We start from the raw sequence: 20,156 nt of genomic DNA, 5'->3' as shown, positions 1-20,156 counted from the left end.
CTGAAAATCATTTATAGAAAGCCCACCATGACCGCCCCCATGTACACCCTGCTGCTGCTCACGCTGCTTATCGCCAATTTCCCTTTTCTCACCCAGCGCGGCTTGGGCATCATCCCGCTTAAACGCAAAACCATTCTGCATCACCTCGCCGAGCTTGCGTTGGGCTTTATCATCATCGCCGCCATCGCGTATGTACTGGAAAGCCGCTCGGGCAGCGTGCATCGGCAGGATTGGGAGTTTTACGCCACCGTGGTGTGCTTGTATTTGGTGGCGGCGTTTCCCGCGTTTGTGTGGCGGTATTTTTGGCAGGGGCGCAATCGGGAATAGGGCGGTTTTATGCAAAGGCAGCCTGAAAACGAGCGAAGCGAGTTTCAGCGGAGCTAAAACAGCATCTAAAAATGTTTTCAGGCTGCCTTAGTGCTGTTTACAAGGTAATCTCTTCCAAATCGGCAAACTCGGGATGCCGCGCCAAATAGTGAATGGTAAACGAGCATTCGGTGCGCACTTTCACGCCTTGCCGTTGCGCTTCGCTTAAAGCGGCATGTACCAAATCGGCGGCAATGGCACGACCGTGCGGCGTGGGCTGGGCTTCGGTGTGTTCCAACAGCCAAACACCGTTATCCAGCGGGCGATAGGCAACGTAAGATGTTTCGCCGTTTTCGCTGTATTCAAAACGGCAGGTGGCGGGGTTGTGGATAATGGTGCGGGACATGGTTCTGTTCTCCAAAACGTGCTGCGTTCGTTTTCAGGCTGCCTTATGTGGATGATGGCAATAAAAAAATCTCTACAACCGAGATTGCAGAGATTTTACGAAACCCTTATTTCAATTTGGTTTCTTTGTAAATAACGTGTTTGCGGGCAACGGGGTCAAATTTTTTGATTTCCAATTTGCCGGGCATGGTACGTTTGTTTTTGGTAGTGGTGTAGAAATGACCTGTACCAGCAGAAGATTCTAGTTTGATTTTATCGCGCATGATTCATTCCTTATTTAGATGGCTTCGCCGCGTGCGCGCAAATCAGCCAAAACAGCGTCGATGCCGTTTTTGTCAATGGTGCGCAATGCTGCGTTGGTTACTCGGATGCGAATCCAACGGTTTTCGCTCTCTACCCAAAAACGACGTGATTGCAAGTTAGGCAAAAAACGACGTTTGGTTTTGTTGTTGGCGTGTGATACGTTGTTGCCAGACATTGGACGTTTGCCCGTTACTTTGCAAACTTTTGCCATGATGGGTCTCCAAACTGTGATTTTAAAAATGGTGAAATTGGTTTATGGGTTAAACCGCTAATTTGGGCAATCTTTACAGTGGGTTATCTACATTTTGTGTGTGGATTGCCCGTTTAATTATTGCGCGTAGCAAATAAGATTTGCCTGAAAAACGGGCGATTATACTGGGTTTGTTGTTGTATTGCAAAGGATTTATAGTCGTCCCACACAGCCTTATACTGCGTTGGCTCGCCTTGCTGTACTACTTGTACTATCTGCGGCTCGCCGCCTTGTCTAAGGCTGTGTGGAACAACTATATGGCGTGGTTTGCCATGTGGGATAGGGGTGGGTGCTGAGGTAGGCGTTGGTGTAGCGGCCGTCGCTGGTGATTTCTTTGCCAAGCCAGTTGGGGCGGGGGTAGGCGGCAGTTTCGCTGGAGAGTTCTAGTTCGGCGAGGATGAGCGGGGCGTTGCCGCCGAGAAATTCGTCTATTTCAAAGCGATGTCCTTGGTGTTCAATGATGTAGCGGTTTTTTTCTACTTTGAAGGGGCAGAGGGTGGTGAGCATTTGTTGGGCTTCGGCAAGGGGAATGGGGTATTCGTATTCGCTGCGGGTGGTGTCGCTGATGTAGCCTTTGATGGTGAGCCATGCGTTATCGCCGATGATGCGCACGCGGATGCTGCATTCTTTGGCAACGGTGAGATAGCCTTGGTGGAGGCGTTGCGGGGCGGAGGCGTGTTGTCGCCATGTGTTGTTGGCGAGCAGGAAGCGGCGTTCGATTTCTAGGTTGGGGGTGGTCATTTGGGTTTGCCTTGGAATAGGGTTCGGCAGCCTGAAAACGGGTTTCAGGCTGCCTTTGGGGTCAGAAGGGTTTGAACAGGACGAGGTAGAGCGCGGCGAGCAGGGCGAACACGGGGATTTCGTTGAAGACGCGGTACCATTTGTGGCTGTGGCGGTTGCGCTGCTGTTCAAAGGCGATAAGCAGTTGGCGGCAGGCGATGTGGTAGGCAGCGAGCAGGATGCCGATGGTGAGCTTGCCGTGCGTCCAGCCTGCGGCGGGGAGTTGGGCGAGCATGAGCGTGCCGAAGATGAGTGCGCCGATGCCCCACGGGGTCATGAATTTATACAGTTTTTGCGCCATAATCAGCAGGCGGCTGTATTCTTCGGGGGTTTGGGCGAGGGCGAGATTGACGTAGATGCGGGGCAGGTAAAACAGCCCTGCGAACCATGCGATGATGAAGAAGATGTGGAAGAATTTGAGCCAAAGATACATTTTCAGGCTGCCTTGGATTGGAAAAACGGCTGAGTATAGCAGATTGGGCGGGGGCGAATATCGGCTTTGCGGGGCAATACAATCAGGCAGCCTGAAACCGGGTAATGCGCGTTTCAGGCTGCCTTTGGTGTGGCTAAACGGGGCTTATTTGGCGGGCTTGTGATAAATCCATTCTTTGCTCCACAACGCGATGCCCACCAGCAGAGCGGGGATGGTAAGCACGGTGGCGACGGTTTTGAAATCCCAGCCCCAGTTTAAAAACCATGCGCCCGCAAAGGCGGAGGCAAACGCGCCGATGCGTCCGATGCCGTGCATCCAGCCGTTGCCCGTGGCGCGGGCTTTGAGCGGGAAGAACATGCTGGACAGCGCGTTCATGCCCGTGCCGCCGCCGTTGAGCGACACGCCCAGCAGGAAGGCGAGCAGGCACATCAGCGCGTAGCTGCCCAGCACGCCGCTCAACCCCACCAGCACCAGCGCGCCCGATGCATACCACAGCGCCACGGTTTTGCCCGCGTTGAACCGGTCCATCAGCCAGCCCACGGCAACCGAGCCGAGCGGCCCGCCCAGCTGGAACATGGCGGAAACGATGCTGGCCTGTTCGGCGCTCATGCCGCTTTCTTTAATCATGGTGGGCATCCAGCTGCCGAGCAGGTACACCAAAAACAGGTGCGAAAAATAGGCGAGCCACAGCAAAAGGCTGCCGGCGCGGTAGTGCGCATTGAGCACGGTTTGCACGGGCGATTCGTTGCTCGCGGCGGCTTCGGCTTCGCTGGGGAGAGTGTGGTGGGGCAGCACAAACACGCTGTGTTCGGTGGTGCTGTTGGGCACGCAGCGTTCTACTAGGGCGCGGATTTGCGCTTGGTCGCCGCGTTTGTGAATCAGAAAGCCGATGCTTTCAGGCAGCCTGAAAAACATAATCACGCTTAAAACCAGCGGGGTGATACCGCCCACATAAAACACGCTGTGCCAGCCGTAATGCGGGATGAGCCATGCCGCCAAGAAGCCGCCACCCGCTGCGCCCACGGTGAACCCTGCGAACACGATGGTAATCAAAAACGCGCGTTTGCGGGCGGGGGAAAACTCGGTTACCAGCGTGGCGGCGTTGGGCATGATGCCGCCCATGGCGCAGCCTGCGATAAAGCGGAACACCACCAGTTGCCAGATGTCGCCGGCGTGGGCAACCAGCAGCGTGGCGCAGCCGAAGCACAACACGTTGCCCAGCAGCACTTTGCGCCGCCCGAATTTGTCGGCGAGCGGGCCGGTAATCATCGCGCCCACCGCCAAGCCCGCCAACGCTGCGCTGAGCACGGGGGCGAGCGCGTTGTTGGTGAGCTGCCAATCGGCTTTGATATAGGGGGCGACAAAGCCCATGATGGCAACGTCAAAGCCGTCTGCCACCACGATAAAAAAACAAAGCGCGATGATGAGCTTTTGGTAGAAGCTGATGGGGCTGCGGTCTAGCAGCTGGCGGATGTTGATTTCTTGCGGTTGGGGCATGGGAAACCTGTTTTTGTTAGTGTTTGTAAAGTGGGGAAATGTATCAAATTTTGGCAAGCAGGTAAGATTGTTTTGGTCTATGCGATAGGATTTGAGGTTATTTGGCAGCCTGAAATTTAAAATGGAGCGGCGACGGCTCGTCGCCAAATGGATATTCAACACGGTTTTGTTGGTTGGAAAGATGTCGGGCGAGCCGCCGATGCTTCATCGGTTGTAGATTTTGCAGAGGTCTTTGCTTGGAAAAGGCAAAAAACGAGCGAAGCGAAAACAGCCGCTTGCTCTTGTTTTCGCTTCGTGGATGTTTGTAAACCCGGTTTCAGGCTGCCTCTGTGGCAACGATAAAGGTAAAGGCAGCCTGAAAACAATCACCGCAATAACTACCGCCTGCGCTTATCTTCAATATGCACCACGCGCAAATATTCCGCATCCATTGCCCGCAGCGAACGTCCCAGCAAACCAATCGGCACATGATTGTCATCATCGCCCTCGTCAGCAAACACAAAATTCAAAATATCGGGATGATGCCCCGTAACCACCCAGCCCGAGCCGTCCGACAGCGTAATCCACATTAAAATCTGCCGATGGTGTGCCCACTTGCACCGCGCCAAATTCGCGCAGCAACGCCACCGCTTGCGCTGCCAAATCGGTTTCAGGCTGCATCAGTATCACGCAAGTGCCCTGTTCAAACAGCACCCACGATTTATTCTCGCCCTGAATGCAACTGCGCCATGCGGCGATGTAGTCTGGCGTGGAATGTTCCATTGTCTGCGTTCCTTATGTGGTATGAGTATATTTGGTATAATAAATAAAATGGAATTTTATAGGGAGGTTACTAGTATGGCAATTGCTAATATAAAGATTACTCTTTTGTGTCCAATAGAAAAAGTGTGGAATAAGCTCACTAATTTAAATGATTTTGTTTGGAGAAGTGACTTAACAAATATAAGAATTATAAATGATAATACGTTTGTAGAAGTTTCTAAATATGGAATTGAAACTTATTTTAAGGTTACAGAATGTATTAAATATCAAAGCTGGGCATTCGAAATAGAAAATGAAAACATCAAAGGAACTTGGATAGGAAAATTTTATCCGCATGGAGATAAAACAACTTTAGATTTTACCGAAAATATTGTATCTAAAAAATTCATATTTAACCTTTTTGTAGGGTTATATTTAAGGAAGCAACAGAGATTGTATCTTAAAGATTTAAAGAAAGCATTAAATTGTAAAGAAGTAAGATAACTGTGTGGCTTACAACTGCGCCACTTGGCGCAACACTTCGGGCGTGGTCGTCTCCAAGCCGAAATATTCCAAATAAGCGGGAATCTGCTCAAACAGCATATCGGTTGCCACTTGAATGGTGCAGCCCCGCGCCTGCGCCGCCGCCAAAAACGGCGTAATCGGGCGGCTCAACACCACTTCGCCCACAAACGCATCGGGGCGAATCCGCGCCACATCCAACGGCAACGCATCGCCGTTATACATCCCCAACGGCGAGGCATTGGCAACCAAATCAAAGCCTTGCGGGTCGTTGCTGCCTGTTTCCACCGCCAAATCGGGGTAGTGCCGGCGCAGCCGCGCTGCCAATGCTTCCGCCTGCGCGACATTGGGGTCAAACAACGCCAAACGCGCCACACCAGCCGCCGCCAAGCTCGCCGCAATCGCGCTGCCCACGCCGCCCGCGCCCGCCAGCAAAGCCGATTTGCCCTGCGGCGCAAACCCCTTGCGCACCATGCCGCGCACAAAGCCTTCGCCGTCAAACATATCGCCTTGCAGTCTGCCATCGGCGCTGCGGCGCACGGCATTGCACGCGCCCGCAATCTGCGCGGTGGGCGAGATTTCGTCGAGCAGGCCGATGGTGCTTACTTTGTGCGGCATGGTAATCAATGCACCCAGCGTGTTTTCGTTACGGAACACGGCGCGCAGAAAATCGGGGTAGTTATCCGCTTGGCAGGCAAACGGCACCACCACCGCGTTGATGCCGCGCGATTGGAAATAGGGGTTGTAAATCATCGGCGATTTGAAGGTGTGCGTGGGGTAGCCGATGTGGGCGATGATTTGGGTGAGGCCGTTTATCATAGGAGTTCCTTTGGGGATGGAGGATTCATCAGAGGCAGCCTGAAAACGGTTTTCAGGCTGCCTTATGGCTGTGGCGCAAGCTCATTTTCAGGCTGCCTTCCCCTTACGCGCCACAAACTGCAACGCCGCCTGATAGCCGAACGTGCCCAGCCCCACAATCACGCCCACCGCCTTGTCCGACAAATACGAATGATGGCGGAACGCCTCGCGCGCGTGCACATTGGAAATATGCACTTCCACAAATGGAATGCCCACGCCTGCGAGCGCATCACGAATCGCCACGCTGGTGTGCGTGAACGCGCCCGCGTTGATGATAATCCAGTCGGTGTTGCCGCGCGCCGCTTGGATGACATCCACAATCGTGCCCTCGTGGTTGCTTTGAAAATGGCGCACGCTCACGCCCAGCTCGGCGGCGGTTTTGTCCAAATCAGCCGATACATCCGCCAGCGTTTCCGCGCCGTAAATATCCGGCTCGCGCGTGCCCAGCAGGTTTAGGTTCACGCCGTTGATTACCAAAACATTCATGCTTTTTCCTTTCGTTCAAATGGTTGTGGATTATAGCCGTTTGCACGCCCGCTTTCCCACAAGGCAGCCTGAAAACGCACAGGCAAAACGATAACGCTAACGATGTCGGCAAAATTGGCAGAATAAAATAGTTTTTATGGAAAACGCGCGATTTTATAGTGCGCAAAGCGGCAAACAAAACAACGCAAGCAATAAAAAACCATCAGGCAGCCTGAAACGCCCCAAACCCGTTTTCAGGCTGCCTATGCCAAATTTAACCCGCCACCCACCCAACTTAACACCGCAGCCGCGTATCATCCGCCGCTCGCAGTTGCCGTATCCGTTCAAACATCGATTACAAGGAAAAATCATGAAACGCTCCACACTACTTGCCTCCACCGCCGCCCTCTTGTTAAGCGCAGGCGTAGCCGTTGCCGCTGGTGAAGCGGTTAAACAGCAATCTGCCAACGATATGTCGCCCCCCGTGCGCGATGGCTACAAAAAAAGCCCCCGCCACCATCAAGACAAAATGGACTACCAATTCAAACGTGATGGCTTGCCACGCGGCTTTAACGAGCTGGATTTAAGCGAAGAACAAAAAAGCAAAATCCGCGCCATCATGGCGCAATACCGCCCACAGCAGCCTGAAAACCACGCCGCCCGCCGCGCCGAGTTCCAACAAAAAATGGCGCAACGCCAAAGCCAAGAGCAGCAACTGCTGAACAGCAAAAATTTTGACGAACAAGCCGCGCGCAAGCTCATCTCCGAGCGCCAACAAGAACGCGCCGAGCTGGAACGCCAGCACGCCGAACGCGAATTGCAAATGCTCCAAGCCCGCCACGCCGCCTTCCAAGTGCTAACTCCGGCGCAACGGCAAAAATACACGGAGCTGCAAAAACAGCAACACCAACGCTTCGCCGAGCGCATGGCGCGCCGCCAGCCGCCGGAAGCCCCAACCGCTAACAAGTAAACCATATATAGGCAGCCTGAAAACGCATTCAACCGCTTTTCAGGCTGCCTATTTATATGCCCGCCCACAAATCCTTCACACAATCTTCATACAATCTTGACAACCATCCCCTATAATCCACCCCATTCCCATCCCACCCGCAAGGCAGCCCCATGAGCCACATCAGCATGAGCCACATTAGCAGCACCCAAACCATCCCCGAGCACAGCCAAACCCCCCGCCACATCGCCATCATCATGGACGGCAACGGGCGCTGGGCAAAAAAACGCTTCCTGCCCCGCGCCATGGGGCATAAAAAAGGGCTAGACGTGCTGGAAAACATCTGCCACATCTGCAACGACGCAGGCGTGCGCTATCTCACCGTCTTCGCCTTTTCCACCGAAAACTGGCGGCGGCCCGCCGACGAAGTCTCGTTTCTGATGGGGCTGTTTCTCGTTGCCCTGCAAAAGAAAGTCATCCAAATGAACGAAAAAGGCGTGCGGCTCAAAGTCATCGGCGACCGCAGCCGCTTCTCCGCCGAAATCCAACAAAGCATCATCGATGCCGAAGCCCTCACCGCCAACAACACAGGGCTCACCCTCACCATCGCCGCCGACTACGGCGGACGCTGGGACATCCTACAAGCCGCCAACGCACTCATCGCCGAAGGCAAAACCCACATCAGCGAAGCCGACCTCGCCAGCCGCCTGATGCTCGCCGAAGCCCCCGAGCCCGACCTCTTTATCCGCACAGGCGGCGAAACCCGCATCAGCAACTTTATGCTCTGGCAAATGGCATACGCCGAATTTTATTTCACACCCGTACTGTGGCCCGACTTCAACCAAGCCGAAATGCAAAAAGCCTTCGCCTCGTTCACCCAACGCGAACGCCGCTTCGGGCGCACATCCGAGCAATTGCCCAGCGAGCAACAGCGCCCCGAATAGCGCGGCAAAGGCAGCCTGAAAAGCCAAAACACGGTTTTCAGGCTGCCTTTGTGTTGATTGCGTTGCCTTGGGTATTCGTCTGCCAAAAACGTTCATCAAGTTTGTAGATTGGAATCTTTATGCCCACCAAATCCTATTCGCAAAGTTTGGGCGCAAATGTCCGATTTACCGCTCACCATTGTTGCGCTCGCGTTTTAAAGTTGAAAACCGCATCATTAGGCAGCCTGAAAAGCATTTAGTCCGTTTCAGGCTGCCTTTGCTTGCTGCGATGCTAACCCGAAACAGGTAAAATAATCGCCACCTTATCCCAGCCGTTTTAGCTTCGCAGAAACTCGCTTCGCTCGTTTTCAGGCTGCCGCAAACCACTCACCAACAAGAAAGAACATTATGCTCAAACAACGCATTCTCACCGCCCTTGTCCTGCTTCCGCTGATGCTCGCCATGCTGTTTTTCGCCGGCAACACCCTTTGGGCGGCGTTTGCCGCGCTGATTGTGCTGCTCGCGCTGTGGGAATACAGCCGAATGGCGGGATTTAGCCCCGCGCAGCAAACGCCTTATTTGGCGGGCACGGCGTTTTTCATGCTCACCGCGCACGCAGGCGGCTGGCAGCTGCCGCCGTTTGTGTGGGCGATTGTGTTCGCCTTTTGGCTGCTGGCGATGCCCGCGTGGCTCAACCGCAAATGGAAAATCCAAGCCGATGCGCGCGGCATGGCAATCGGTTGGCTGCTGATGCTGCCTTTTTGGTTTGCCCTGATTGCCCTGCGCCCGAGCCCGCAAGAGGCGGGGCAATTGCTCGCCATTATGGTGCTGGTGTGGCTGGCGGATTCCGCCGCTTATTTTGTGGGGCGCGCCATCGGCAAACACAAGCTCGCGCCCGTGTTAAGCCCGAAAAAAAGCTGGGAAGGCGCGGCAGGCGGCGTGATTGCCGTGTGCATTTATATGACGTTTGCCCGCAGCGCAGGCTGGCTGGGCTTTGAAGCGTCTTGGTTTGCCACCATGCTGGTTGCCGTTATCCTCACCTTGGTAAGCATCGGCGGCGATTTGCTGGAAAGCTGGCTCAAACGCGCGGCGGGTATCAAAGACAGCAGCAATTTATTGCCTGGGCATGGCGGCGTGTTTGACCGCGTGGACAGCATGATTGCCGTGTTAAGTGTGTATGCAGCGGTGCAAGCGATGCTGTAAAACCTATTTTCAGGCTGCCTTGTTATCCCCCAAAGGCAGCCTGAAAACGAAGCAACAGACGTTTCAGGCTGCCTAATCGTTACCATCCCAAGGCAGCCTGAAACCCTATTTCCCCCACAAGAAAGGACACTCCCATGCAACACAACACATTAGGCGCAAGTGGCATCCAAGTAAGCAAAATCTGCCTTGGCACGATGACTTGGGGCGAGCAAAACACCGCCGATGAAGCGCACGCCCAGCTGGACTACGCGCTATCGCACGGCGTGAACTTTATCGATACCGCCGAAATGTATCCCGTGCCGCCGTGCAAAGAAACCTACACCCGCACCGAGCAAATCATCGGCGCGTGGATAGCGGCGCGGGGCAAGCGCGATGATTTTGTGCTCGCCAGCAAAATCGCCGGCCCAACGGGCAACAACGCCAACGGGCTGGAACCCTATATCCGCAACGGCAACGATTTTTCGCGCGCGCAAATTTTTGAAGCCTGCGAAGCGAGCTTAAAGCGGCTCAACACCGACTATTTGGATTTGTACCAACTGCATTGGCCCGAACGCCAAGCCAATTATTTCGGCAAGCTGGGCATCGACAAGCTGCCCGAAAGCGAAGCGTTTACGCCGTTTGAAGAAATCATTGACGCGCTCAGCGAGCTGGTGAAACAAGGCAAAATCCGCGCCTATGGTTTATCCAACGAAACGCCGTGGGGCGCGATGCGCTACCTTGCCGCGCACGAAAGGCAGCCTGAAACCGCCCGCGCCGCCACCATCCAAAACCCATACAGCCTGCTCAACCGCAGCTACGAAGTCGGGTTAAGCGAAGTCTCGCTGCGCGAAAACCTGCCGCTGTTGGCGTATTCGCCGTTGGCGTTTGGCGTGCTAACAGGCAAATACCGCCACGGCGCGATGCCCGCAGGCAGCCGCTTAGCGTTGTTTGAACGCTTTAAGCGGTACAGCAAACCGCAAGGCTTCGCGGCGGTGGAACGCTACGCGCAAATCGCCGATGAAGCAGGGCTAAGCCTGACCGCGCTGTCGCTGGCGTTTGTGAACGACCGTCCATTCGTTGCCAGCAACATCATCGGCGCCACCACGCTGGAACAGCTTGCCGAAAACATCGCCAGCGCAGCCGTAACCCTGTCGCCCGACGTGTTGGACGCGATTGACGCGGTGCACGCTGAAATCAGCAATCCTTGCCCGTAAGCGCGCCGCATCCGTTTTAGCTCCGTTGAACTTCGTTTCAGGCTGCCTATCGCGGATGCAAATAGGCAGCCTGAAAATCCCATCCACACACGCAATCCAAAAGCAACCCAAACATGCTCACCCTCAGCCAAATCCACAAATCCTTCCAGCAAAAAACCACCGCCCGCAACATCAGTTTCAGCGTCCAAGCAGGCAGCATCACCGCCATCCTCGGCGCAAGCGGCAGCGGCAAATCCACGCTGCTCAACATCATCGCGGGGCTGGTGCAGCCCGACAGCGGCGAAGTGTATATCAACGGCGAAGCGCAAAACGCCATCGCGCCCGAACGCCGCCACGTCGCCATGATGTTCCAAGATTTCGCCCTGCTGCCGCATCTCAACGTGTGGCAAAACGCTGCGTTTGGGCTGCGGATGCGCGGCGTGGGCAAAGCCGATGCCCGCGAGCAAGCGCAAGCGCTGCTGGGCGAAGTGGGCATGGGCAACATGGCGGAGCGCCACATCAGTGCGCTGTCGGGCGGCGAAAAACAGCGCGTTGCCCTCGCCCGCGCCTTGGCAGGCACGCCTAAAGTGCTGCTGCTGGACGAACCCTTTTCCAGCTTGGACACCACCCTGCGCAGCCAGCTGCAAAGCCAAACGCGCGAGCTGGTGCGCCGCCGCCAAATCCCCGCCGTGCTGGTTACGCACGACCCCGCCGAAGCCTGCTTTATGGCGGATAACATCGCCCTGCTGGCGGGCGGCGAACTGCTGCAACACGACACACCCGAAGCCGTTTTACGCCGCCCCGCCAACGCCCAAGCCGCGCGGCTGCTCGGCTGCCTCAACGTATCCGATGCCCATTACATCCCGCCCGAAGCCATCCACCTATCGCCCCACAGCGGCACACCATGCACGCTGCAACACAGTTTCAGGCTGCCTATTGGCTACCGCATAGAAGCCACGCATCCGCAATTTGGCGCGATTACCTTTTTTCACGACCAAGCTGTTCACACCGATGATTGCCGCGTCGCCGTGGATGCCAGCCGCGTGGTGGCGTTTGATTGAAGCGGTTTACAGGGCTACGCGCGTTTTCAGGCTGCCTAATGCGGAACGATTGAGGCAGCCTGAAAACCTGTGCAACGCCTGCAACCAATAAATCGGCGGCGGCTCGCCGACATCATGCCAATCAGTTGTAGGTCGGGCATTTATGCCCGACAAACATTGACTAAAAACGTCGGGCATAAATGCCCGACCTACTTTTTGTAGAACCCTGCTAACTGCTTTTCAGGCTGCCTATACAGTTGAACAAAGGCAGCCTGAAAACCGCATATACGGACAATCCAGCCACCGTTCCCAGCAAACCCACTGCGCCCCATTTTCAGGCTGCCCCACCCATTTAGGCAGCCTGAAACCCCTTTCAAGCAACAAAATGCCAAAAATAACAAAATAACGCAAATTTAACTAACGCAATCCACAAAAAACCAAAAAGAATAAAATTAAGTTCTAATTGTTCTATACCATTTGGTTGTCAAAAAATGTAAACAAAGCTATGCTACACGCTTTACAAATTCCAACCAAAGAAGAACATCATGCCACTGCATCCCACCGACGACTTGCGCGTCAAACAAATCGACGAGCTTTTGCCCCCCATCGCCCATTTATACGAACTGCCCATCAACGAACAAGCCTCCGAGCTGGTTGCCCAAACGCGCCAGCAAATTGCCGACATCCTGCACGGCAAAGATAACCGCCTGCTCGTGATTATCGGGCCTTGCTCCATCCACGACCCCAAAGCCGCGCTGGAATACGCGCAACGCCTGCTGCCCCTGCGCCAAAAATACGCCAAAGAATTGCTGATTGTGATGCGCGCCTATTTTGAAAAACCGCGCACCACCGTAGGCTGGAAAGGGCTGATTAACGACCCGCACCTCAACGGCACGCACGACATCAACTTCGGCTTGCGCCAAGCCCGCAAACTATTGTTGGAACTCAATAACCTCGGTATGCCCGCCTCCACCGAGTTCCTAGACATGATTACCCCGCAATACTACGCCGACCTCATCGCATGGGGCGCAATCGGCGCGCGCACCACCGAAAGCCAAATACACCGCGAGCTTGCCAGCGGCTTATCCTGCCCCGTCGGCTTTAAAAACGGCACCGACGGCAACCTGAAAATTGCCATCGACGCGCTCGGCGCGGCATCGCATCCGCACCATTTCCTATCGGTAACCAAAGCGGGACATTCCGCCATCGTGCACACCGCGGGCAACCGCGATTGCCATGTGATTTTGCGCGGGGGCAACGGCGCGCCCAATTACAGCAGCGAACACGTTAAAGCTGCCGCCGAGCAGCTTACCCAAGCGGGCTTGCCCGCCAAGCTGATGGTGGATTGCAGCCATGCCAACAGCCGCAAAGACTTCAAACGCCAAATGGAAGTCGCCCAAGACATCGCCACGCAAATCCAAAACGGCGAGCCAAACATCATGGGCGTGATGGTGGAAAGCCACTTGGTGGAAGGGCGGCAAAACGAACCCGTGGTGTACGGGCAAAGCATCACCGATGCCTGCATCGGCTGGGACGATACCGAAAAACTGCTCGCCTTGCTGGCAGAAGCCAATCACCCGCGCGTATAAGCGTTAAACATTAAGGCAGCCTGAAAACGCAAAAATACGTTTTCAGGCTGCCTCTTTTGCCCAAACCATAACCGATGGCGCATCAGCGGGCAGTACCAACCAAGTCTTGTTCAATACAGTATGTCGGGTGTGTGGTTTTGCCACGCACACGGTTTGCAAGTTACCAATCCTATAATTAAACAGCCAGAGGCAGCCTGAAAACATTTTTAGCGGCATGTTTTAGCTCCGCTTGTTTTCAGGCTGCCTTATCGTTTCATTTTTAGAAAACAGTGTTTCATATTCCGCCATTGTTTTGCACATCGGGAAACCCTATATTGCACGCACTGATGAACAACAATGAAAGGACACATCATGCGTACCCTAATCAGCCTCACCTCCGCCCCCGCACGGCATTGGGTAGGCAACGGCTTCCACGTTTCCCCCGTGTTTTCCCACATGGGCGAAAAACGCCAAACCAGCCCATTTTTAATGTTTGACTACGCCATGCCACAAGAGTTCGCCCCCAACTTCGCCGCCCCACGCGGTGTAGGCGAACACCCGCATCGCGGCTTTGAAACCGTAACCATCGCCTACCACGGCGAAGTGGCGCACCGCGATGGCAGCGGCGCAGCAGGCGTTATCCAAGCAGGCGATGTGCAATGGATGACTGCAGGCGCAGGCACCGTGCACGAGGAATTTCACAGCGAAGCATTTAGCCGCGCAGGCGGGCTGTTTGAAATGGCGCAAATTTGGGTGAACCTACCCCGCGCCCACAAAAACGCCCCGCCGCGCTACCAACATCTACGCAGCGAAAATATCCCCGTGGTAAACGTGGACGGTGGCGCAATCCGCCTGATTGCAGGCAGCCTGAACGGCATAAACGGCGCAGCGAACACGTTTACCGAGCTCAACATTTGGGACGTACGCGTTCACGCAGGCGCAAGCCTCACGCTGGATTTGCCCGCCAACCACAATCTTGCCGTGTTGGTGCGGCAGGGCGACGTGCTGTTTAACGACACCCATCGCGCCAGCGCAGCGCAACTGGCGATTTTTGAACGCGAAGCAGGCGCAATCCGCATCGGCAACACAGGCGATGCCGCCGCCGAGCTGATTTTGCTGTCGGGTGTGCCGATTGATGAGCCGATTGCCGCCTACGGACCGTTTGTGATGAACACGCCCGATGAAATCCGCGAAAGCATTGAGTTGTTCCGCGCGGGCAAATTGGGCGCGCTGGCGTAATCGCGTAAAATAAGGATTTTGCATTTTCAGGCTGCCTCACAAACCTCAAATCGCAAAATCCTTTTTTGTGGAGAGAACCATGCTTTGCCCCTGCCAATCCAATCAGCCCTACGCCGATTGCTGCCAACCCTTTCACACAGACGAAAGGCAGCCTGAAACCGCCGAACAGCTGATGCGCTCGCGCTACGCCGCCTACGCCTTGCAACAAGTGGATTACATTATCCGCACCACCGTACCCGCCCAGCAGCCGCAGCTTAACCGCAACGAACTCGCCCAATGGGCGCACGAAACACAATTTCTCGGGCTTACCGTGCATCAACACACCCCGCGCATCAGCAAGCACCACGCGCAAGTCTCGTTTACCGCCCAGCTTGCCCAACACGGCGAAGCGCACGTGCACCACGAGCAATCGTTTTTCGTGCAGATAAACGGCGCATGGTATTTTATAGACCCAACAGTCGCACTCCCCAGTATGAAATCGCCATGCATTTGCGGCAGCGGGAAAAAGTTTAAGGCGTGTTGCGGGCAGTTTTTTAAGTAAACCCCAAATCTAATATAATGCAAACTTTTCCCATTTAGGAGACGCAACTATGGCAACCGAACCGAACCGAACCGAACCGAAATTATACACGATTTAGAAAATAATTTCATTAAAAACAAATTATTAGAACTAAAAAATATTTTCCCCGAAGCCTTTTGCGAAAACCAAATTGACTGGGAAAAGCTCAAACTCATGCTCGGCGAAGAAAACCTTGCCCATCAGGGCGAGCGTTACCAGCTCAACTGGGTGGGCAAAACCGATGCCTACCGCACGTTGCAGGCGCCGACCTTCAACACCCTTTCCCCCTGCCGTGCCGAATCGGTGGATTTTGACGGCACGCGCAATCTGTTTATCGAGGCGGAAAATCTGGAAGCCTTGAAAATCCTGCAAAAAGCCTATGCCGGCAGCGTGAAGATGATTTACATCGACCCGCCGTACAACACAGGTAGCGACAGCTTTATCTATCCCGATAAATTTTCCGAAACCCGCGAAGAATACGCCCGCCGCGTGGGCGATAAAGATGCCGACGGCTATTTGAAACGCGACGGCGTATTCCAAGGCGCGTGGCGCAAAAACAGCAAAGACAGCGGGCATTACCACAGCAACTGGCTTTCGATGATGCTGCCGCGCCTGCATTTGGCGCGCACGCTGTTGCGCGACGATGGCGTGATTTTTATCTCAATCGACGATAACGAACAGGCGCAGTTGAAATTGCTGTGTGATGAAGTGTTTGGAGCGGAGAATTTTGTTGGTCAGATAATTTGGAAAAATGCAACTGACAACAACCCTTCAAATATTGCGGTAGAACATGAATATATATTTTGCTACTGCAAAGAAAAAAATAATCTTGAAAGTATTTGGAAAACCTCACTCTCTGAAACAAAAGAGCTACTTATTCAGTTAGGCAAAGACATTCTTTCTCATTCAGACAATTTGGCAGAAGCACAATCTAAATATACAAAATGGTTCAGAGAAAATAAGCTGCAATTAGGAAAACTTGACCGCTATAAATACATTGACGAAAAAGGGATCTATACAGGAAGCCAAAGTGTGCATAACCCAGGAAAAGAAGGCTATCGCTATGATGTCATTCATCCAAAGACAAAAATGTCGTGCAAGCAGCCTTTGATGGGTTATAGATTTAAAGAAGAAACCATGAAACGCCTTCTTTCAGAAAATAAAGTCCTTTTTGGAACAGATCATAACAAAATAATTGAACTAAAAGTCTATGTAGAAGAATTTGAAGAAAAACTGTCTAGCATAATAGAACTTGATGGACGCATTGGCGCATATGACTTAAAAGATATTTTTGATAAATCACAGATATTTACTAACCCAAAACCAGTTTCCCTAATTCAAAATTTACTACCGTTTATATTGAATGATGGAGATATTTTCTTAGATTTCTTTGCAGGCAGTGGGACAACAGCACAAGCCATCATGCAGATGAATACACAAGACGAAAAAAAACGCCGCTGCATCTGTATTCAATTACCCGAAGAGCTAGATCCAAATGACAATAAAAGCAAAGCCGCCTACGATTTATGCCAATCATTAGGCGTGCCGCCAACCATCGCCGAAATCGCCAAAGAGCGTATCCGCCGTGCGGGCAAACAGGTTTCAGACGGCCTCAAAGACGGGCAACGCGTGGATACGGGCTTTAAGGTGTTCAAATTGTCCGAAAGCAGTTTCAAACAATGGCGGCAGCCTGAAAACGGCGCGGATTTGGAACAACAGTTGCGCCTTGCTATCGATTCCGTCGCCGAACACGCCGCGCCCGAAAATATGCTTTACGAGCTGATGCTGCGCCTGGGCTGCAAACTCACCGGTGCCGTCGAACACAAAAACGGCGTGTATTGGGTAACCGACGAAGACACGGGCAAACGCATCGTGCTGCTGCTGGAAGCCGCCAACCAAGCGCTGATAGACGAGGTAATCGCCGCCGCGCCCGCCAAGGTGGTAGCGCTGGACAAATGGTTTGACGGCAACGATGCGCTCAAAAGCAATACGGTATTGCAGATGAAAGATGCGGGGATTGTGTTTGAGTGTGTGTGAGGCAGCCTGAAACGCTACACCCGCCGTTATTCCCGCGCCCCGCTTGCCGTCATTCCCGCGCAGGCGGGAATCTTGGTCGGGTTGCGGCGGCCGTTGGGGCAGCCTGAAAACGCCGAATCTGTTTTTTCAGGCTGCCTTTACAGGGCAAATATCCGCGTACCGCCGAAAAGATTCCCGCCTGCGTGGGAATGACGGAGCGGGGGAAATATCCGAAGGCAGCCTGAAAGGCCGTCTGAAAAAAGGAAAAATTATGGAACTGAAATTTGAAGAATTAGCCTACCAAACCGATGCCGTGAATGCGGTGGTGCGCCTGTTTGAGGGGCAGCGCCGCGAAAGTTTCAGCTTGCACGATGCGGGCATTGAGCTTTTTGTCGGCAATAAGCTGGATTTGGATTGGGCGCAAATCGGCGAAAACCTGAACAACGTGCAAAAAACCTTCGGGCAGCCTGAAACGGAAATCGGGCAGCACGGCTTGAATTTTTCGGTGGAAATGGAAACGGGCACGGGCAAGACTTATGTTTATCTGCGCACGATTTTTGAATTGAACCGCCAATACGGCTGGACAAAATTCGTGATTGTCGTGCCCGGTGTGCCGATCCGCGAGGGCGTGTTACAAACCCTGCGGGCAACGAAAAACCATTTTGCCGAGCTGTTTAACAAGCCGGTGATGAATTTCAGCGAGTACGACAGCAAGCGTTTGGGCGCGTTGCGTAATTTTGCGGTGAACGACGGCATTGAGATTATGGTGATCAATATCCAGTCGTTTGACAAACCGGAAAACAATGTAATCAACATAGTCAATGAAAGCGGCGATGCGCCGATTAAGTGGATTCAGCAAACCCGCCCGATTGTGATTGTGGACGAGCCGCAAAATATGGAAACGGAAAACCGCCTTGCCGCGTTAGATTCCTTTAATCCGCTGTTTATTTTGCGCTATTCGGCAACCCATAAAAACAGCCGCCATAAGGTTTACAGCCTCAATCCCGTTGAAGCTTACAACCAAAAGCTGGTGAAACAGATTGTGGTGCAGTCGGTTTTGGCGGAAAACGACAGCAATGGCGCGTTTGTGGAATTGGTGGAAATACCGCCGGCAAAAGGCAGCCTGAAAGCCAAGTTAAACATTCATTTTCGCGATAAAAAGGAAACCAAGAAAAAAACCGTGTGGGTGAGAAGCGGCAAAAATGGCAAACAAGGTGATGATTTGTTTGATAAGTCAAACGGGAATGAAGCCTACCGGCACGGTTATATCGTGGATGGACTCAATTTTGATGAACAAATGGTTGCATTTTCCAACGGCGTGCAAATCAGCCGCGCTGACAATCAGGACGCGCTGCAAGACGAAGTGATGAAAGCGCAAATCCGCTGCACCATTGAAGAGCATTTGAAGCGCGAGAAAAAGCTCAAAGCGCTGGGCATTAAAGTGTTGTCGCTGTTTTTTATCGACAAGGTGGAACACTACCGCACGGCAGACGGCAGCGCGGGCAAGTTTGCGCAATGGTTTGACGAGCTTTACCGCGAGCTGGCGGGCGAAGATTCAGACGGCGTGCACAACGGCTATTTTTCGCAGGATAAAAACGGAAATTTCAAAGACACCAAAGAAAACAAACAGAATCAGGCGGATTACGATACCTACCATTTGATTATGCGCGACAAGGAAACGCTGCTTTCTTTTGCCAGCCCCTTGCGTTTTATCTTTTCCCATTCCGCACTGAAAGAGGGCTGGGACAATCCCAATGTATTCCAGATTTGCACGCTCAACGAAACCCGTTCTGCGATTAAAAAACGGCAGGAAATCGGACGCGGCTTGCGTTTGGCGGTAAACCAAAACGGCGAGCGCGTGCGTGATGAAGCGGTAAATGTGCTGACCGTGATTCCCAACGAAAGCTACGAAAGTTTTGCTAAAAAATTGCAAGAGGAATACGAAGACGAATGCGGTATTAAATTTGCCGCCAGCAATATCAAAGACGGGCGCAAACGCAAAACGCAGACTTTCCGCAAAAACTTCCCGCTTGACCCCGAATTTCAGGCGATTTGGCAGAAACTCGACCGCAAACCGCGTTACCGCGTGCAATACGATACGGCGGAATTAGTCAAACAAGCCGCCGATGCCGTTTTCAGGCTGCCTGAAATCCACGCGCCGAAAATCCAAACGCGCAAGGCGAAAATTGAGCAAAGCATTACTTACGGAATCGAAGCCGTGGAAACCGCCAGCGGCAGCCTGAAAATCGAAACGGCGTTTGCCATTCCCGATATTTTGGGCGAAATCCAAAACAAAACGGGTTTAACACGGCGCACGGTGTTTGACATTCTCAAAACATCAGGCCGTCTGAACGATGCGGCAAACAATCCGCAACGCTTTATCGATTTGGCGGCGGAAAAAATCAACCGCTGCCTGCACGCGCTGATGAGCGAAGGCATTGTTTACGAGTTGACCGACAACGAACAATACCGCCAAGAACTGCTGCGCAACCTGCAAAAAATGGAAAACGAGGGCGAAGAGTTTTATTTTGACGACAAGACCACGTTTACCGTGCAAAACGGGCAAAAAACCATCGCCGAAAACTATATCCCGCTGGATTCGGAAACCGAGCAGAAATTTGCCGCCGATTGCGAAAACTACGAAAACGTGTCGCTGTATTTCAAACTACCGCGCTGGTTCAAAATCCCCACGCCGCTGGGCAATTACAATCCCGATTGGGCGGTGGTGAAACAAAACGGCGGAAAGGCGTATTTTGTTGCCGAAACCAAAAATACAGGAAAAGGCATACAAAACGGCGTGGACGAGAGCAGACTGCGCGAAGACGAGCGGCTCAAAATCCAATGCGCCTGGGCGTGTTTTGAGAAGGTGCAGGAGGTGGAGTATCGGGTAGCTGAAAAGCTGGAAGAACTATAAAGACAAATAAAAA

Annotated in this window: 23 protein-coding genes; 13 read left to right on the top strand and 10 right to left on the bottom strand. The window is 53.2% G+C overall.

The features are described from left to right. Positions 1-27 precede the first annotated feature (27 nt). Positions 28-327, top strand: a complete 300-nt coding sequence (locus tag H3L93_RS11505) for a DUF2818 family protein (protein ID WP_003796002.1) — start codon at positions 28-30, stop codon at positions 325-327. A gap of 97 nt (positions 328-424) precedes the next feature. Here H3L93_RS11505 and H3L93_RS11500 read toward each other — a convergent pair whose 3' ends face one another. The 6 genes from H3L93_RS11500 to H3L93_RS11470 form a co-directional block, all read right to left on the bottom strand. Next, positions 425-712, bottom strand: a complete 288-nt coding sequence (locus H3L93_RS11500; RefSeq protein WP_003796004.1) for a GNAT family N-acetyltransferase — start codon at positions 710-712, stop codon at positions 425-427. Positions 713-818: 106 nt separating this feature from the next. Further along, entirely contained in the window at positions 819-974 is a 156-nt protein-coding gene (gene rpmG, locus H3L93_RS11495; protein WP_003684373.1) for a 50S ribosomal protein L33, read from the bottom strand. Between the two features lie 14 nt (positions 975-988). Continuing rightward, the gene (gene rpmB, locus H3L93_RS11490; protein WP_040558560.1) at positions 989-1,225 is read right to left on the bottom strand and encodes a 50S ribosomal protein L28; all 237 of its coding nucleotides are present in this window, start codon (positions 1,223-1,225) and stop codon (positions 989-991) included. Between the two features lie 273 nt (positions 1,226-1,498). Next, complete coding sequence (locus H3L93_RS11480) at positions 1,499-2,005, bottom strand: CYTH domain-containing protein (RefSeq protein WP_003796009.1); 507 nt, start codon at positions 2,003-2,005, stop codon at positions 1,499-1,501. A gap of 61 nt (positions 2,006-2,066) precedes the next feature. Then, positions 2,067-2,477 carry a CopD family protein gene (locus H3L93_RS11475; RefSeq protein WP_003796012.1) on the bottom strand — a complete coding sequence of 137 codons (411 nt, stop codon included), beginning with the start codon at positions 2,475-2,477 and terminating at the stop codon, positions 2,067-2,069. Between the two features lie 144 nt (positions 2,478-2,621). Continuing rightward, positions 2,622-3,974, bottom strand: a complete 1,353-nt coding sequence (locus H3L93_RS11470; protein WP_003796015.1) for an MFS transporter — start codon at positions 3,972-3,974, stop codon at positions 2,622-2,624. Between the two features lie 147 nt (positions 3,975-4,121). Here H3L93_RS11470 and H3L93_RS11465 point away from each other — a divergent pair, with 147 nt between their 5' ends. Further along, positions 4,122-4,316, top strand: coding sequence for a hypothetical protein (locus H3L93_RS11465; RefSeq protein WP_182077687.1), 195 nt, complete (start codon positions 4,122-4,124; stop codon positions 4,314-4,316). 147 nt (positions 4,317-4,463) lie between these two features. Here the strand turns inward: H3L93_RS11465 and H3L93_RS13225 are convergent, their stop codons facing one another. Then, positions 4,464-4,736 carry a hypothetical protein gene (locus tag H3L93_RS13225; RefSeq protein WP_003796019.1) on the bottom strand — a complete coding sequence of 91 codons (273 nt, stop codon included), beginning with the start codon at positions 4,734-4,736 and terminating at the stop codon, positions 4,464-4,466. 75 nt (positions 4,737-4,811) lie between these two features. On the opposite strand from H3L93_RS13225, the gene H3L93_RS11455 reads away from it, so the two are divergent. Beyond that, complete coding sequence (locus H3L93_RS11455) at positions 4,812-5,219, top strand: hypothetical protein (RefSeq protein ID WP_040558825.1); 408 nt, start codon at positions 4,812-4,814, stop codon at positions 5,217-5,219. A gap of 9 nt (positions 5,220-5,228) precedes the next feature. On the opposite strand, the gene H3L93_RS11450 is transcribed toward H3L93_RS11455, so the two are convergent. Further along, positions 5,229-6,056 carry a shikimate dehydrogenase family protein gene (locus H3L93_RS11450; RefSeq protein ID WP_003796023.1) on the bottom strand — a complete coding sequence of 276 codons (828 nt, stop codon included), beginning with the start codon at positions 6,054-6,056 and terminating at the stop codon, positions 5,229-5,231. An 87-nt stretch (positions 6,057-6,143) separates the two neighbouring features. After that, entirely contained in the window at positions 6,144-6,581 is a 438-nt protein-coding gene (aroQ, locus tag H3L93_RS11445; RefSeq protein ID WP_003796027.1) for a type II 3-dehydroquinate dehydratase, read from the bottom strand. A 136-nt stretch (positions 6,582-6,717) separates the two neighbouring features. Between aroQ and H3L93_RS11440 the strand changes: the two genes are divergently transcribed. The 5 genes from H3L93_RS11440 (at position 6,718) to H3L93_RS11420 (ending at position 11,868) form a co-directional block, all read left to right on the top strand. Then, positions 6,718-7,530, top strand: a complete 813-nt coding sequence (locus tag H3L93_RS11440) for a Spy/CpxP family protein refolding chaperone (RefSeq protein ID WP_040558562.1) — start codon at positions 6,718-6,720, stop codon at positions 7,528-7,530. A 152-nt stretch (positions 7,531-7,682) separates the two neighbouring features. Next, positions 7,683-8,453 (top strand): polyprenyl diphosphate synthase, encoded by a 771-nt coding sequence (gene uppS, locus H3L93_RS11435; RefSeq protein WP_246313976.1) that lies wholly within the window; start codon positions 7,683-7,685, stop codon positions 8,451-8,453. A 387-nt stretch (positions 8,454-8,840) separates the two neighbouring features. After that, positions 8,841-9,635 carry a phosphatidate cytidylyltransferase gene (locus H3L93_RS11430; protein ID WP_003796038.1) on the top strand — a complete coding sequence of 265 codons (795 nt, stop codon included), beginning with the start codon at positions 8,841-8,843 and terminating at the stop codon, positions 9,633-9,635. A gap of 134 nt (positions 9,636-9,769) precedes the next feature. Then, positions 9,770-10,828: an NADP(H)-dependent aldo-keto reductase gene (locus H3L93_RS11425; protein ID WP_003796040.1), complete on the top strand. Its 1,059-nt coding sequence runs from the start codon at positions 9,770-9,772 to the stop codon at positions 10,826-10,828. A 113-nt stretch (positions 10,829-10,941) separates the two neighbouring features. Further along, the gene (locus H3L93_RS11420) at positions 10,942-11,868 is read left to right on the top strand and encodes an ABC transporter ATP-binding protein (protein WP_003796042.1); all 927 of its coding nucleotides are present in this window, start codon (positions 10,942-10,944) and stop codon (positions 11,866-11,868) included. Between the two features lie 6 nt (positions 11,869-11,874). Here H3L93_RS11420 and H3L93_RS11415 read toward each other — a convergent pair whose 3' ends face one another. Next, complete coding sequence (locus H3L93_RS11415; protein WP_003796044.1) at positions 11,875-12,045, bottom strand: hypothetical protein; 171 nt, start codon at positions 12,043-12,045, stop codon at positions 11,875-11,877. A gap of 347 nt (positions 12,046-12,392) precedes the next feature. Here H3L93_RS11415 and aroG point away from each other — a divergent pair, with 347 nt between their 5' ends. From aroG to H3L93_RS11390, 5 genes are all read left to right on the top strand, one after another. Then, on the top strand, positions 12,393-13,436 hold the full coding sequence (gene aroG, locus H3L93_RS11410) for a 3-deoxy-7-phosphoheptulonate synthase AroG (RefSeq protein ID WP_003796049.1): 1,044 nt from the start codon (positions 12,393-12,395) through the stop codon (positions 13,434-13,436). Positions 13,437-13,787: 351 nt separating this feature from the next. Then, positions 13,788-14,654: a pirin family protein gene (locus H3L93_RS11405; RefSeq protein WP_040558563.1), complete on the top strand. Its 867-nt coding sequence runs from the start codon at positions 13,788-13,790 to the stop codon at positions 14,652-14,654. 79 nt (positions 14,655-14,733) lie between these two features. Next, positions 14,734-15,195: a YchJ family protein gene (locus H3L93_RS11400; RefSeq protein WP_003796056.1), complete on the top strand. Its 462-nt coding sequence runs from the start codon at positions 14,734-14,736 to the stop codon at positions 15,193-15,195. A gap of 246 nt (positions 15,196-15,441) precedes the next feature. Beyond that, positions 15,442-17,250, top strand: coding sequence for a site-specific DNA-methyltransferase (locus H3L93_RS11395; RefSeq protein ID WP_246313974.1), 1,809 nt, complete (start codon positions 15,442-15,444; stop codon positions 17,248-17,250). Positions 17,251-17,500: 250 nt separating this feature from the next. Then, a complete protein-coding gene (locus tag H3L93_RS11390; protein ID WP_003796063.1) occupies positions 17,501-20,143 on the top strand; it encodes a restriction endonuclease in 2,643 nt (880 codons plus the stop codon). Positions 20,144-20,156: the final 13 nt, after the last annotated feature.

The organism is Kingella oralis (assembly GCF_014054985.1).
Lineage (GTDB): Bacteria > Pseudomonadota > Gammaproteobacteria > Burkholderiales > Neisseriaceae > Kingella_B > Kingella_B oralis.
Note: the sequence above shows the minus strand (reverse complement) of the source record. Positions and strands in the feature narration are given on the sequence as shown.